Origin of the sequence: Actinacidiphila rubida (assembly GCF_900110255.1) — a bacterium.
Taxonomy (GTDB): domain Bacteria; phylum Actinomycetota; class Actinomycetes; order Streptomycetales; family Streptomycetaceae; genus Actinacidiphila; species Actinacidiphila rubida.
This window is the reverse complement of record NZ_FODD01000002.1, coordinates 86,141-99,502: the sequence shown is the minus strand read 5'-3', so window position 1 is coordinate 99,502 and position 13,362 is coordinate 86,141. Positions and strand designations below refer to the sequence as shown.

Sequence of the window (13,362 nt, the reverse complement as noted above, 5' to 3'; positions counted from 1 at the left end):
CGATGCCCGCCCTCGTCCTGGACTGCGACGGCGTGCTCGCCGACACCGAGCGCTACGGCCACCTGCCGGCCTTCAACCAGACCTTCGAGGAGTTCGGCCTGCCCGTGCGGTGGTCGGACGCCGAGTACGCCGAGAAGGTCAAGGTCGGCGGCGGCAAGGAGCGCATGAAGACGCTGCTGACCCCCGACTTCGTCAAGGAGGCCGGGCTCCCCTCCGACCCCGCGGCGCTGGCCGACGAGGTGGCGCGCTGGCACCGCCGCAAGACCGAGATCTACACCGGGATCATCGGCAGCGGCACCATCCCGCCCCGGCCCGGAGTACGGCGGATCATCGCCGACGCCCACGAGGCGGGCTGGACCCTCGCGGTGGCCTCCACCTCCGCGGAACGCTCCGTGCGCAGCGTGCTCGACCTGGCCGCCGGCCCCGGTCTGGCACCGGCGGTCCACGTGTTCGCCGGCGACGTCGTGGAGCACAAGAAGCCGGCGCCCGACATCTACCGGCTGTGCGTCGACCGGCTCGGCCTCGACCCCGCCGCGACCGTGGTGGTCGAGGACAGCCGCAACGGGATGCTGGCGGCGCTGGCCGCCGGCCTGGCGTGCGTCGTCACCGTCAGCGCCTACACCGGGCAGGAGGACTTCGCGGGGGCGTCGCTGGTGGTCACGTCCCTGGGCGACCCGGAGCCGCAGGAGATCGTGACGGAGGTCCTGAGCGACCCGCTCGGACTCGATCCGCGACCGTTCGTCGGCCTGGGGCACCTGCAGGGCGCCCTCGAGTCCGGAGCGGCCGGTGCGGCCGGGCGCCCCGGCGGTCCGGGCACGGAGCAGCACTGACGTCACGCCGCTGAGGGAGAGACATGTCATCGCCATCGACGCAGGGAAGCGATCTGGAGTTCGTGGTCCGGACGATCGCGAGGACGGCCGTCGACAACGAGCAGCAGTTCGGCGATCTGGACGCCGTCGCGGGTGACGGCGACTTCGGGTACTCGCTCGCGCGGGGCTTCGAGATCGTCCTCGCGGACTGGGACACCTTCGACCGCGCGACCCCCTCGGACTTCCTCAAGCGGGTCGCGATGGTCATCTCCAAGCGCGTGGGCGGCACGTCCGGGCCGCTGTGGGGGACGGCGTTCCTGCGCGCGGCGGCGGCCGTCAAGGACCAGCCCGACTGGGCCGCGCTGAACGGCCGTGACGCGGTGGCGATGCTGCGTGCGGCGGCCGAGGGCATCAAGGCCCGCGGCCGGTCCGACATCGGCGACAAGACACTGCTGGACGCCCTGATCCCCATGACCGACGCGGTGGAGCAGCGGCTCGGCGAGGGAGGGGACGGCGGGGCGGCGGAAGCCGCTGACGTCGCCCGGGTGGCCGCCACGAGCGCGCGGGCCGCCGCCGACGCCACCACGCCGATGCAGGCCATGCGGGGGCGTCAGAGCTACACCGGCGAACGCAGCATCGGCTCGCCGGACCCCGGGGCCGTGGCGGTCGCCGTGATGGCGGAACGCATCGCCGACACCTGGGATGCCCGCGACTGACCGCGCCGGCGACGGCCGCCGCCCGGGTTCCCCGCGTCCCCGGGGCCACCTCTCCGCACCCGACCGACCCACCTGGAGCCACGCCATGAAGAAGTTCGTCAACGACCCGAAGGACTTCGTCGCCGAGATGCTGGAAGGGCTGGCCCTGGCCAATCCCGACACGCTCCGCTACGTCCCCGAGTACAACCTGATCATGCGGGCGGACGCGCCGCAGGAGGCCAAGGTCTCCATCGTCCAGGGGTCGGGCTCGGGGCACGAACCCGCCCACGTGATGAGCGTCGGCAAGGGCATGCTCGACGCGGCCTGCCCCGGCGACGTGTTCGCCGCGCCGCCCGCCGACTTCGTCTACGAGACGGTGAAGCGGGTGGCCTCCCCGAAGGGCGTCCTGCTGCTGGTGAACAACTACACCGGTGACCGGATGGCCTTCGAGATGGCCGAGGAGCTGGCACAGGCCGACGGCATCGAGGCGCGGACCCTGTTCATCGACGACGACGTGTCCGTCGAGGACTCGACGTACACCGTGGGCCGCCGCGGCGTCGCGGGCAACTTCTTCGTGATGAAGGCGGTCGGCGCGGCCGCCGAGCGCGGCGCCGACCTCGACGAGGTGCACCGCATCGGCACCAAGGTCAACTCCGTCGCCCGCACCATGGGCATGGCGCTGACCGCCTGCACCCCGCCGGCCAAGGGCTCCCCGCTGTTCGAACTGCCCGCCGACGAGGTCGAGATGGGCGTCGGAATCCACGGCGAGCCCGGCCGCCGCCGCGAGAAGCTGCGCCAGGCCAAGGACATGGTGAAGGACCTGGTCACCGCCGTCGTCGAGGACCTGCCGTTCGCGTCCGGCGACCGGGTCGCCCTGATGGTGAACGGCCTGGGCGGCACGCCGATCGGTGAGCTGTACCTCGTCTACGGCCTGGCCCACAAGCAGCTCGCGGACCTCGGCATCCAGGTCCACCGCTCCTACGTCGGGGAGTACTGCACCTCCCTCGACATGGCCGGGGTGTCGGTCACCCTGGTGCGCCTGGACGACGAGCTGATCGACCTCTTCGGCGCGCCCGCCGAGATCCCCATCCGCGTCTTCTGACCGGGCCGGATCGGGTCCGGCCGGGTTCGGCCTGCCCCGGTGGGACGGGCGCGGGTCCCTGAGGCCGTGACGCCGGTGCCCGCAGTCGGCTGCGGGCGGGGGCGATGTGGGGCAGGCTGGGGGTATGGAGCAGCCGCGGGTGCGTGTGGTGGTCGAGCCGGTCGTGGGCGCGGGACGACGGGTCCGGGTGGGCAGCGAGATCCTGGGCGTCGCCTACTCGCCCGCCGACGTCGTGGAGTTCCTGCGCCGCGCGGGCCTCGAGCCCGACGAGGTACGTCTCGACGACCCCATGGTGATCGACTGGCGCGGCGGTGGCCCCGACCTCTGGACCTGACCCGGGCCTCGGCCCGGCGGTCCGCCCTGGCTTGAACTCGTCCTTTTCGCGCGGCGCGCGCCTGACGCGCGGAAGCGCTGCGTGACGGCGTGCCGCCGCCTCTCGTCATGACTCGGCCGAGGGTCGATTCCCGGCCAGATCCGTGCCCTAGGATGCCGACGAACCACGGGGGGAGGTCCAAGCGGGAGGTAGAGGGGTGGAGAGAACCGAGCCGGGTCCGGTCGGTGCGGAGGAGATGATCGCGGAGGCCCGTAAGGCCCTCTTCGTCATGGTCGGATTCCTCGCCATCGTGTGGGGCATCCAGTGCGCCAACTGGGCTGACGGTTACGCCCTTTCCCAAGACTACGGGCTGCTGTCGGGGGACCCCGCGCGGCTCCCCGACGTCGTCACCGCCCCTCTCCTGCATTGGAGTTGGGCACACATCGAGGCCAACTCGGGCCCGCTCTTCGTCTTCGGCTTCCTCGCCGCGTACCGGGGCGTGGCGCGCTTCCTGGCCCTGACCCTGCTGGTGGCGACGACGAGCGGCCTGGCCGTGTGGTTCTTCGAGCGCGGGGACCTGGACACGGTCGGCGCGAGCGGTCTGATCTTCGGGTACTTCGGCTACGTGGTCGTCCGCGGGCTCTTCGACCGGCACCTCGTCGACACCCTGGTGGGCCTGGTGATGGCGGCGTCCTTCGCCTACATGCTGACCGTCGCCGTCCCCGGGACGCCCGGCGTGAGCTGGCTCGCGCACCTCGGCGGACTGGCCGGCGGAGTCGCCGGCGCATGGCTCCTGCGCAACCGCCGGAGCGGTTCCGGCCCGCGCCCCCGAGCGCGTCAGGGGTCCGCGCCACGCGGGAAGGGCAACCCCCGGGCCGACCTCCACCAGGAACTCGAGGACCTGGGCCTGCTGTGACGGCCCCGGCGGCGAGGCGCCCCCGCCCGGCCGACGGCCGTACGGGGGCGCTCCGTCTTGTTCAGCAGTACACGTAGCTGCGCGTCGCGTCGTTGTAGCTGCACGCGTCGGCCCACGAGCCCGTCGAACGCCGCAGCGTCGCCGTGTCGCGGTCGTTGTTCCACACGTAGGCCGCGCGGCCCTGGTAGCGGTTGGCCGCGGTGTTCGTGCCCTTCCCGGTGTGCACGCGCACCGACTTCCCCGCGCCGAGCGAGAACGAGCCGAACGTGTACACGTGCCGGGACGAGTCGGTGAGCGTCCAGCCGGTCAGACTCACGGCCTTCGTCGTGGAGTTGGTGACCTGCACCCACTCGTAGTTGAGACTGGTGTTGCTGCGGGTGTCGGTCCCCGGGCTGTTGTAGTAGATCTCCGATATGTGCAACGTCCCGGCGGCCTGCGCCGGGCTCCCCGTCACGACGACCGCGGCGGCGCCGGCCGTCGCGAGGCATGCGGCAGCCACTCCCCTGAAGCGAAACACGGTGCCCCCCTGGCACTGGCCGGCCTCGAGCGGCCGGCGAGAGCGCCATCCTAGGGGAAACCGTGCCGTCCCCCAGGGAAACGGCCAAACGGTGCGTAACCCGTTCCGAGGCGGCCCTTGCGGGACACGGGGAGGCCTGCACGACACGTGCGGCCCCCGTCCCGGCCCCGGTGCTGCCGCCGCCTGGCGCGTCAGAGTCCTTCGATGACCGCCCGGACGGCGGCGCCGGTGAGGTCGACGACGACAGCGTCGGGCTGGAGTTCCGGCGGGAGGTGGGCGCGTTGCCCGGCGGTGGCCAGGACGGCCACGCCCTCCTGCAGAAGGAGGACCGCGTCGAGGCGTTCGACCAGTCCGGCGAGGACGTCGAGGATCCCGCCCCAGGAGAAGCGGCTCACCATGAGGCTGCCCGGGCTCGCGTAGACGTCGGCTCGGCCACCGTCGCTCGCCGCGATCCGGACGAACCCGAACTCCGGCTCGCTGCGCACGACATAGGGCGCCAGCAGTTCCTGGGCGAGCGCGTCGTCCATCGGGGCCGCGTCGCCGTGCGCGAAGCGCTGGACGAAGACGCTGTAACTCATCGGGCCTCCTGCGCGGCGAGCTCCGGGTCCCCGGAACGGGTGTGCCGCCCAGCTCGGGGACGACCGTCGCAGTCGCGCTCTCAGGCGCGGTAGCGGATCTCCAGCATCACGCACCCCTCGGCGGTGCGGTACGGGCCGTGCGGCATCAGCGGTGGACGGCAGGCGAACCAGCCGGCGGAGAACGTCTCGCCGAGGGTGAGATCGTGCAACGCGCCCTCGAGCAGGTAGACCTCCTCCGCCCACTCGTGGCGGATCACGGCGGCCGGAGTGGCGAACCCCGGCTCCCAGCGGACCAGGCGGGTCAGGATGCCGGGATCCGCCTCGTCGCGGCTCAGGACCTTCTCGTGCGTGCCGGGCACCGGCCCCGGGTGCCACGGCATGGCGTCCGTCGGACGGAACTCGTGCTCGTCCTTCACCTCGACTCCTCCGTCACGGGGTGGGAGCGGCCTGCGCGTGGGCGAGGCCCATCGCGAAGAGGTTGAGCCGCCCCGAGTAGCCGGACGGCAGCACGACCGACGCGACGGTCCGCGACGCGTCGACCGGCACCGTCACGCCGAACACGTACGTGCTCGTCTGCTGCGGTCCGGACGCCAGGTTGCGGTACGCCGTTTTGGCCGCCACCGTCTCCCCGGCGAGCAGCTGGTCCTGGTCGTGGTGCATCGTCCAGTCGCTCACGTGGAGCGTGTACGGCTGCACGGTGCCGTCGGTGTAGACGATCTGCCCCGTCGCCGTGACCGGACCGCCGGAGCCGGCGGTCGCGAGGAACGCGAGGGTGTCCGCGCTTCCCGGCGCGGCCGGCCGGATCGCCTGACCCGCGGCCACGACGTCGTCCGGCTGTCCCGCCGTACTCGCCGGCCACGTGAGCGCGGCCCCGCCGACGTTGACCGTCGCACCCGGAGTCAGGCCCGCCGCGGCGAGCGCGTCCCGGGACAGGCTGTTGTGGCCGCCGTCGAGGTTGCCGACGCTCCGGTCGGCGTCCGGGCTGGTGCCCACCGTGTCGAACAACTGCGGCAGCGAGTTCGCGGCCACCTGGTACCGCGCGGTGGAGAACGTGGTGAGGGCCCTGCCGCTCCCACCGTTGCCCGCCCAGTCCGCGGTGACCGTCACCGGATAGCTGCCGGGCTTCGTGTCCGGCGGCGGCGCGACCTGGAGGGTGACCGTTGCCGAGTGGCCGGGAGCGATCGCGGGAAGCGTGGCCGCGGGCACCGGCCACGGCCCCTGCGCGCCGATCGTCACGTGGGTGGCGGCGGAGTCACCGGCGTTGGTGAGCCGCACCGTCATCGTGCCCGCATCGCCGGCGGCACCGGGCGTGGACGTGACCGCGGTGACCCGGACATCGGCCGTGTGCGGCGTCGCCGCGCACGCGGACACCGGAGTGCCGGTCCCGGTGGCCCAGTCGCTCGGCCGGTCCCCGAGGTCGAAGTGCAGCGTGGCGCCGTCCTGGATCGCGCGATGGCTGACGACGCTCGTGTTCACGGGCGCGTTGTCGATGGTCAGGCCCTGGACGTAGCGGTCGGCGGCGGAGGCGCCGGGCGCGTCGATCACCAACTCCGGCGAGTGGTACCACGGTTGCTGCAGATGCACGACGGCGTGGGTGAACAGCGGGCTCGTCACCGTGTACTGGTCGGAACCGGCGAGGAACGGGTACAGCCCCAGCGACGACAGCACGTACCAACTGGACATCGTGCCGAGGTCGTCGTTGCCGGTGACCCCGGTGGGGCTGGTGTCGTACAGGGTCTCGGCGGCGCGCACGACGTCCGCGGTCTTCCACGGCTGGCCGAGGTACGTGTACAGGTACGGGGCCTGCAGGTCCGTCTCGTTGTCCGGGTTGTACTGGTCCTCGGCACCCCACGTGGTGGCCGCGACGCCCGCGGGGTCCGCGGCCAGCCGGCCGTACGAGAAGAACCGGTCGAGCTTCGCGACCGTCGGGCCGACCCCGCCGAGCGCGTTCGCCAGTCCCGTCACGTCCTGGGGCGCCAGCCACGTGTAGTGCCAGGCGGAGCCCTCCTTGAACCCGCTCTCGCTCGCCGGGTCGAAGGGCGTGAGCCACGAGCCGTCGGCCCGGCGCGGCTGCGCGAAGCCGGTCTGCGGGTCGACGACGTTCCGGTACCGCTGCGACCGGTCGAGGAACCGTGCGGCGTCGGCGTGCTCGCCCAGCCTGCCGGCGTAGAGCGACAACGCGCAGTCGTTGACACCGTATTCGAGCTGGTCCGACACCGCGGTCGAGTAGTCGCCGGTGCTCCCCAGCGGCACGTAACCCGCGTTGAGGTACTCGGCGAGTCCGGTGCGGCCCTCGAACGGTGTCTGCGCGGGGTCGGGCAACCGGGTCGCGTTCTTGACGAGCGCGTCATAGATCGGGCGCACGTCCTCGGGACGCACCAGGCCCTTCAGATAGGCGTCGGTGAGGAGGTTCGCCGCCGGGTCGCCCACCATCTCGTTCGTGTAGTACTGCGCGTACGGCCACTTCGGCATCCACCCGCCCTGCTGCGAGTCCTCCAGCAGGCTGTGCGCCATGTCGGCGACGCGTTCGGGCGCCACCAGGTCGAGGACCTGCTGCTGCGCGCGGTAGGTGTCCCACATGGAGAACGCCGTGTAGTGCGCGTGCCCGCCCGGCTCGTGGTGCACTGCGCCGTCGAAGCCCGTGTAGTCGCCGTCCGCGTCCGAGTACACGTTCGGGTCGAGCAGCGAGTGGTACAGCGCCGTGTAGAACGTCGACTGCTGCTGGTCCGTGCCGCCTTGGATCCCGACCCGCGACAGCAGGGTGTTCCACTGCGCCGCGGCAGCCGCGCGGACTCCGTCGAAGCCGAAGCCCGCCGTTCCCTCGGCTGCGAGATTGCCCCGCGCGCCGTCGAGCGAGACGTACGAGATGCCCACCTTGGCGACGACGTCGCGAGCCGCGAACGAGAGGTAGGCCCCACTGCCGGCGCCGGTGGCGGACGCCTGTCCCGTCCTGACGGCGGTGCCGCTGCCCGTGGCGAACGAGCTGAACGGCTGGTCGAACTGCATCGAGAAGTAGACGGTGTAGTGGTTGTAGCTCTTGGACGGGCAGGTGTTGAAGTACCCGTACGTCCCGACCGATCCCTCGACGGTGTGGTCGCCGACGACGTCGACGTTCGCGGCGGACGCACCGCGGAAGCCGCCGCCGGGGCTCACCAGCACGCCGGGCGTCGAGCCGGCCGGGAACGTGTAACGCGCCCAGCCGGTACGGGTGGTCGCGGTCACCTCGGTGTGCACGCCCGCCAGGTCGACGGCGTACGAGCCCGGGTGCGCGTCCTCCGTGGCGTGGTCGATCGTGACCTCGTCGGCGTGCGGATCAAGGGACTTGACGGCACCGGTCACCGGCAGCGACGTCACGTCGCCCATGGCGGCGCACCCCGGCCCCGAGAGGTGGTTGAGCCCGAGCCCCCACGTCTTCGGGTTCGTGTACTCGTAGCCGCCGCCCTCGGCCGACTCGGTGTTCGGGCTGAACTGCACCATGCCGAACGGCAGTGCGGCGCCGGGGTACGTCCCGCCGCCCGCCGCGGTGCCGGCCAGGGGCGCGACCAGCGCTGCCGGGTCGGCCGGCGCGGAGGCCGTGTCGGCGGCGCCGGCTGCGCCGGGCACGGCCGTCAGGCCGGCGAGCACGAGCGCCGACGTGACGACGGCGCGCAGGGCAGCCCGCATGGGATGGACGTTCAGAACTCGCCGCCGCATGTTGCCCCTCTTGGCGCGCCGTTTCACCTGACACCGCCATGACATCGTTGTCACGCGATTCCGGGAACCTACAGTGGGGGCCCGCGCGTGGCAAGGGGTTGCGCCGACGCCGGCCCCCGACGTCCACCGCGGCCACGCGTTTCCCGCGGTGACGGTGCGTCGGAGCGGAGGCCCGCTCCGGTGGACCGTCGACCGGCGTCCGGCCGCCTTGTTAGGGTGCGCAGATGTCCGAACTGGGATCCATTGCCTGGCCGCCCGCCCCGATCACGACCGGAAGACTCGTGCTGCGCGCGTCCGAGGCCCGGGACCGCGCGGCGTTCGTCGAGTTGCTGGCGTCGCCGGAGGTGCACACCTACCTCGGGGGGCCTCGCCCGCGGGACGAGCTCGAACGCGAGTTGCCCGCGGTGCCGGAGCGGTGGCCGGGGAGTTTCGTCGTGGAGCTCGACGGGGGGATGATCGGCCAGATCCTGATCAGGAGAGCGTCGGAGCGCCATCGCCCGGCCGCCGCGGGGAAGGCCGATCTCGGCTACCTGTTCCTGCCGCGGGCGTGGGGGCTGGGGTACGCCGCCGAGGCGTGCACGGCGGCGCTCGACTGGTTCGACGGCGTCCTTCCCGGCGAGCCGGTGGTGCTCGCCACCCAGACCGCGAACGCCGGCTCGATGCGGCTCGCGGCGAAGCTCGGGTTCACCGAGGTGGAGCGGTTCCACGCCTGGGACGCCGAGCAGTGGCTCGGCATGCGGTCCCCGGCGACGCGGTCCGTGTGAGGCTTCCTCAGCGGAACCCGTGGACGACCTGGATCTCGCCGGCCCTGCGAGCGTGGACGTCGTCCAGGTCCTCGGCCCGAACCCCCGGGATCGGAAGGCAGCGTGGCCCGACCCGGGCGCCTGGCACGAACGTCGGCCTGCGGGACCCGGACCGGGTCCTGCAGGCCGACGTCGTCGTGCGGGTTCGGCCGGTTCGGCCGAAGGGCGTCAGCGCAGGCCGAACGCCCGCGTGATCGTCTGGGAGACGGTGTCGCCCGCGGCGTCCCGGGCCGTCACCCGGAGGGTGGCGAAACCGGCCGACTTCGGCGCATGCAGCGACGTCCGCCAGCCGTCACCACGGTGGTCCAGGCCGGCGTGCTGCCACGTCGTGCCGTCGTCGTACGAGATGTCGACGGACGGCCTGCCGACGGCCGCGGTCACGCCCGGCAGTTGCGAGGCGGTGACGGTGAGGTCGGCGTGCCGGTCCGCGCGGCCCGCGGTGTCGGTGTCCACCGCGTAGTCGAGCTGGATCAGCGGCAGGGCGACGGCGGCGTCCGCGCCGGTCCCGGCCGAGGTGAAGTCCCACTCGGTCAGCGTGTGCGTGGAGTACGGGTCGGCCCACGCCGCGCGGTCGTTGTCGACCACCAGCCGGTACGGCAGGCGGTCCGCGGCGAGCCCGGGGACCTGGAGCCACTCGGCGTTGCCCCAGTCGAGCTGCCGGTCACCCTGGTAGAGCGACACCCAGTCCTTCACGTCGAAGTTGCCGCCGGCTTCTCCGACGTGCCCGTGGCCGGAGTCGCCCCAGCCCGGCGCGACGACGTACATCGTGTCGAGATACCGCACCGGCTGGTAGGCGGGACCCATGCGGGGCCGCTGGATCGGACCGAACCAGGTGACCTTCGCGGGCCTGCCGGCCGTGTAGTGGAGGACGTCGACCGCGTGCTGCCCGGTCTCCGAGACGATGAAGGCGTCGTCCACCCAGTCGACGCCGGAGGTGACCCAGTCGGTCCGCTCGCCCTGGGCGGGCGCGGTCAGCTGGTTGCCGTCCACCCAGCCGTGCCACACGTCGGTGCGGTACTCCATCGCCTTGCCCTGCCGGTAGTTCCGGAAGGACACGTCGACCCGGGCGAGACTGTCCCGCGTCTCGCTCCAGGTCGGGTCGGCCGGGACGCCGCCGGACCAGTGGTGGACCACGTCGTAGAGGTAGTCCGTGGTCGGGTGCGAGTCGACGGTCAGGGTTCCGTCACCGCGCCCGATCGCGGCGATCAGGTCCGCGCCCTGGTCGGCGTCGAGCGTGGCCACGGTCAGCGGCGCCGGGCTCAGCGGGCTCCACGGGCTCTCGTCCCACGGGTCCATCCGGCCGGTGCCGTTGTTGACGACGACGAGCAGCCTGGCGCCCGCCGCGGCCGCGGCCTCCGCCTGGGCCTGGATGTCCGAGACGCCGTCGGCACGGACCACCACGGCCTTTCCGCCCAGGTCGTGACGGGACGCCAGCGCCGAGCCGTCACCGGCGTACACGGCGGCCAGCTTCCTGGTGCCCGCGGGCAGCGGTACGGCCGCCCGCTTGACCAGCGGATCGACATACTCCCGCTTGCCGGTCGCCAGCGTGAGCGCCGGTTCCTCCAGCCGGAACCGCGCCCCGAACTCGAAGGTGCCGTCGGTCACCTTCTTGCCCGTGGGCAGCGCCCAGATGCTGTCGTACGACTCGTTGGGCAGCATGGTGGTCTCGACGAGGGTGTCCGGGAAGGACCGCAGGACCTCCAGCCGGGGCGCGACCGGCGTGGTCTGACCGGGCACCCGGGCCGCGATCCGGCGAGCCTGGCGCGCGTCGAGCGTGACGGTCCGGTCCTGGTCGAGCGATACGTCGTTGAAGCTGAGCAGTGCCATGCCGCGCGAGTGCGGCCCGCTCGCGCCCTGCACGTCGGAGATGAGCCAGCCGCTGTAGCTGCCGACCGGCATCCGTGCCTTGCCCGTTCCCGACGCGTCGAGTTCGAGTGTCGTCCACAGGTGCGGCGTGGTCAGCATGACCGTGCCGGACAGCGGGTTGCCCGAGCGGTCCTTCGCCGTGACGGTCAGGGTCTGGCGCTGGCCCTCCTGCGCACCGCCGATCAGCGTGCGGGCGCGGACCGTGCCGCCGGCGTCGGTGCCGACGACCATGCCGCTGACCGGCTGGTCGGGCACCAGGCGGTCCAGGTGCGTGGTCAGGTCGACCGAGGCCGTGCCGTGCGCGGGGATGCTGACGTGGCCGGCGGACAGGTCGAACAGCCCGGCCGGCGCGCCCGCCGCGTCGACCGCCAGGTCCAGGTCGGCCGGCGTGTCACCGGTGTTGGTGTACGTCACCTTGCGGACGTCCGTCCCGCCCGGCGTGACCGGCCAGGTGTGGAAGCCGGCGAACGCGGTCGTGGTGGCGAACACCGAGGCGTGCACTGCCGCCAGGGCGTCCACGCGGCCCGCGCCCGCCTGGTACGGGGTGTACGCGGGCGTGGCGTGGGCGCTGCTGACCAGCGCCTCCTTCAACTGCGTGCCGGTCCAGTCCGGGTGGGCGGCGGCCAGGAGCGCGGCCGTTCCCGCGACGTGCGGCGTCGCCATCGACGTGCCGCTCATCGTCGTGTAGTAGCCCGCGCCGCGGGTGTAGTGCGAGCGGGCCGCGACGATGTCGACGCCCGGGGCGGTGATCTCGGGCTTCAGCCCGTCGTCACCCACCCGCGGTCCCTGGCTGGAGAAGTCGGCGAGGTGGTCCGAGGAGTCGACGGCGCCGACGGTCAGCGCGTCGTCCGCCGCGCCGGGGCTGCCGATCGAGTGCGGGCCGCCGTTGCCGGCCGCGATGACGAACAGGGCGCCGGTGTCGCGGCTGAGCTGGTCGACCGCCTGGCTCATCGGGTCGTCGGCGTCGCCTCCGCCGCCCAGGCTCATGCTGATGATCTTCGCCTGCTCGTCCTGGGCGGCCCACTGCATGCCGGCGATGATCCAGGACTCCTGCCCGCTGCCCTCGGAGTTGAGGACCTTCCCGATCTCCAGCCGGGCGCCGGGCGCCACACCCCGCTCCTTGCCGTCGGAGGCGCTGCCGGTGCCGGCGATCGTGGAGGCGACGTGCGTGCCGTGGCCGTTCCAGTCGGTGGTGTCCGGCTCGCTGGGGACGAAGCTGCTGGTGTCGCCCACCTGACCGGCGAGGTCGGGGTGTTCGGAGTCGACGCCGGTGTCGAGCACCGCGACCTTCACGCCCGCGCCGGTGTTCCCCTGCGCCCAGACCTGCGGCGCCCCGATCTGTGCGGTGGAGTCCGCCAGGTCGGCCGTCACCCGTCCGTCGAGCCAGACCTTGGCGACGCCGCCCCCGAGGGCCGGGTGCGCCGAACGGGCGGTGGAGGCCGCGGTCCCGCCGGTGAGCGCGGACCAGAAGGCCGTGGCCTGCGCGTGGTCCTGCGCGAGCGCCGCGCCCTGGATGCTGTTCAGCGCACGGACGACCGAGGAGCCGGCCACCTTCGGCCGGGTCCGGGCGCGGGCCGCGGCGTCGGTGTAGCGGACGATCAGCGGCAGCCGCGCGGAGTGCGCGTCGTCGTAGCCGTCCGCGATCAGGCGCGTCACGTTGAACAGCTGCTTGTCCAGCGTGCCGGCGGCGACGTACGGCAGGGCGGCGTCGGGGTAGACGTAGGTCGCGCCGTCCACCACCGCGCGGTGGTATCCGGCGGACGCACCCCTCGGGCTCTGGAAGGAGTTGACGGGGCTGCCGTCGGCGGCGGTGCCGAGGGTGACCTTGTCGCCGGTGATGAGGGTGACGGTGCGGGCGGTGCCGTGGGGTTGGGGCGCGGCGGCGGAGACCGCCGGCCGTGCCCGCGGTGCCGCGAGGGGCGCCGCGGCGGTGGCCGGCAGGGCGCCGGCCGCCAGGGCGGTGATCGCCGCGAGCGCGACGGGCCAGGTCCGGGGGACGGGAACGAGTGGCAAGGAGACTCCCCAGCTGATGGAAGAGCGGAAGACCTCCCGGATCATGGGCTGACCTGG

11 protein-coding genes are annotated in these 13,362 nt (G+C 72.9%); 6 read left to right on the top strand and 5 right to left on the bottom strand.

Features of this window, described 5'->3' with window-relative positions:
* Positions 1-2 precede the first annotated feature (2 nt).
* The 5 genes from BMW99_RS02075 to BMW99_RS02055 all read left to right on the top strand — a co-directional run bounded on the left by BMW99_RS02075 (position 3) and on the right by BMW99_RS02055 (position 3,835).
* Entirely contained in the window at positions 3-830 is an 828-nt protein-coding gene (locus BMW99_RS02075) for an HAD-IA family hydrolase (protein WP_075016122.1), read from the top strand.
* A gap of 23 nt (positions 831-853) precedes the next feature.
* Complete coding sequence (gene dhaL, locus BMW99_RS02070; protein WP_069465223.1) at positions 854-1,525, top strand: dihydroxyacetone kinase subunit DhaL; 672 nt, start codon at positions 854-856, stop codon at positions 1,523-1,525.
* Between the two features lie 85 nt (positions 1,526-1,610).
* Positions 1,611-2,606 (top strand): dihydroxyacetone kinase subunit DhaK, encoded by a 996-nt coding sequence (gene dhaK / locus BMW99_RS02065; RefSeq protein ID WP_069465222.1) that lies wholly within the window; start codon positions 1,611-1,613, stop codon positions 2,604-2,606.
* A gap of 124 nt (positions 2,607-2,730) precedes the next feature.
* Positions 2,731-2,940, top strand: coding sequence for a hypothetical protein (locus BMW99_RS02060; RefSeq protein ID WP_069463252.1), 210 nt, complete (start codon positions 2,731-2,733; stop codon positions 2,938-2,940).
* A 196-nt stretch (positions 2,941-3,136) separates the two neighbouring features.
* Positions 3,137-3,835 carry a rhomboid family intramembrane serine protease gene (locus BMW99_RS02055; RefSeq protein ID WP_245791138.1) on the top strand — a complete coding sequence of 233 codons (699 nt, stop codon included), beginning with the start codon at positions 3,137-3,139 and terminating at the stop codon, positions 3,833-3,835.
* A 61-nt stretch (positions 3,836-3,896) separates the two neighbouring features.
* Here the strand turns inward: BMW99_RS02055 and BMW99_RS02050 are convergent, their stop codons facing one another.
* From BMW99_RS02050 to BMW99_RS02035, 4 genes are all read right to left on the bottom strand, one after another.
* Positions 3,897-4,334, bottom strand: a complete 438-nt coding sequence (locus BMW99_RS02050; protein WP_245791137.1) for a lamin tail domain-containing protein — start codon at positions 4,332-4,334, stop codon at positions 3,897-3,899.
* A gap of 209 nt (positions 4,335-4,543) precedes the next feature.
* The gene (locus BMW99_RS02045; protein ID WP_069463254.1) at positions 4,544-4,930 is read right to left on the bottom strand and encodes a hypothetical protein; all 387 of its coding nucleotides are present in this window, start codon (positions 4,928-4,930) and stop codon (positions 4,544-4,546) included.
* Positions 4,931-5,010: 80 nt separating this feature from the next.
* Complete coding sequence (locus BMW99_RS02040) at positions 5,011-5,346, bottom strand: cupin domain-containing protein (RefSeq protein ID WP_245791136.1); 336 nt, start codon at positions 5,344-5,346, stop codon at positions 5,011-5,013.
* Positions 5,347-5,359: 13 nt separating this feature from the next.
* On the bottom strand, positions 5,360-8,593 hold the full coding sequence (locus tag BMW99_RS02035; RefSeq protein WP_069463255.1) for a GH92 family glycosyl hydrolase: 3,234 nt from the start codon (positions 8,591-8,593) through the stop codon (positions 5,360-5,362).
* A 254-nt stretch (positions 8,594-8,847) separates the two neighbouring features.
* On the opposite strand from BMW99_RS02035, the gene BMW99_RS02030 reads away from it, so the two are divergent.
* On the top strand, positions 8,848-9,387 hold the full coding sequence (locus BMW99_RS02030; RefSeq protein ID WP_069463256.1) for a GNAT family N-acetyltransferase: 540 nt from the start codon (positions 8,848-8,850) through the stop codon (positions 9,385-9,387).
* Positions 9,388-9,594: 207 nt separating this feature from the next.
* On the opposite strand, the gene BMW99_RS02025 is transcribed toward BMW99_RS02030, so the two are convergent.
* A complete protein-coding gene (locus BMW99_RS02025) occupies positions 9,595-13,305 on the bottom strand; it encodes a S8 family serine peptidase (RefSeq protein ID WP_245791135.1) in 3,711 nt (1,236 codons plus the stop codon).
* Positions 13,306-13,362: the final 57 nt, after the last annotated feature.

Coding starts and splice junctions, on each gene's coding strand:
- BMW99_RS02075 (WP_075016122.1), top strand. CDS start 3: ATGCCCGCCCTCGTCCTGGACTGCGACGGCGTGCTCGCCGACACCGAG.
- dhaL (WP_069465223.1), top strand. CDS start 854: ATGTCATCGCCATCGACGCAGGGAAGCGATCTGGAGTTCGTGGTCCGG.
- dhaK (WP_069465222.1), top strand. CDS start 1,611: ATGAAGAAGTTCGTCAACGACCCGAAGGACTTCGTCGCCGAGATGCTG.
- BMW99_RS02060 (WP_069463252.1), top strand. CDS start 2,731: ATGGAGCAGCCGCGGGTGCGTGTGGTGGTCGAGCCGGTCGTGGGCGCG.
- BMW99_RS02045 (WP_069463254.1), bottom strand. CDS start 4,930: ATGAGTTACAGCGTCTTCGTCCAGCGCTTCGCGCACGGCGACGCGGCC.
- BMW99_RS02035 (WP_069463255.1), bottom strand. CDS start 8,593: ATGCGGGCTGCCCTGCGCGCCGTCGTCACGTCGGCGCTCGTGCTCGCC.
- BMW99_RS02030 (WP_069463256.1), top strand. CDS start 8,848: ATGTCCGAACTGGGATCCATTGCCTGGCCGCCCGCCCCGATCACGACC.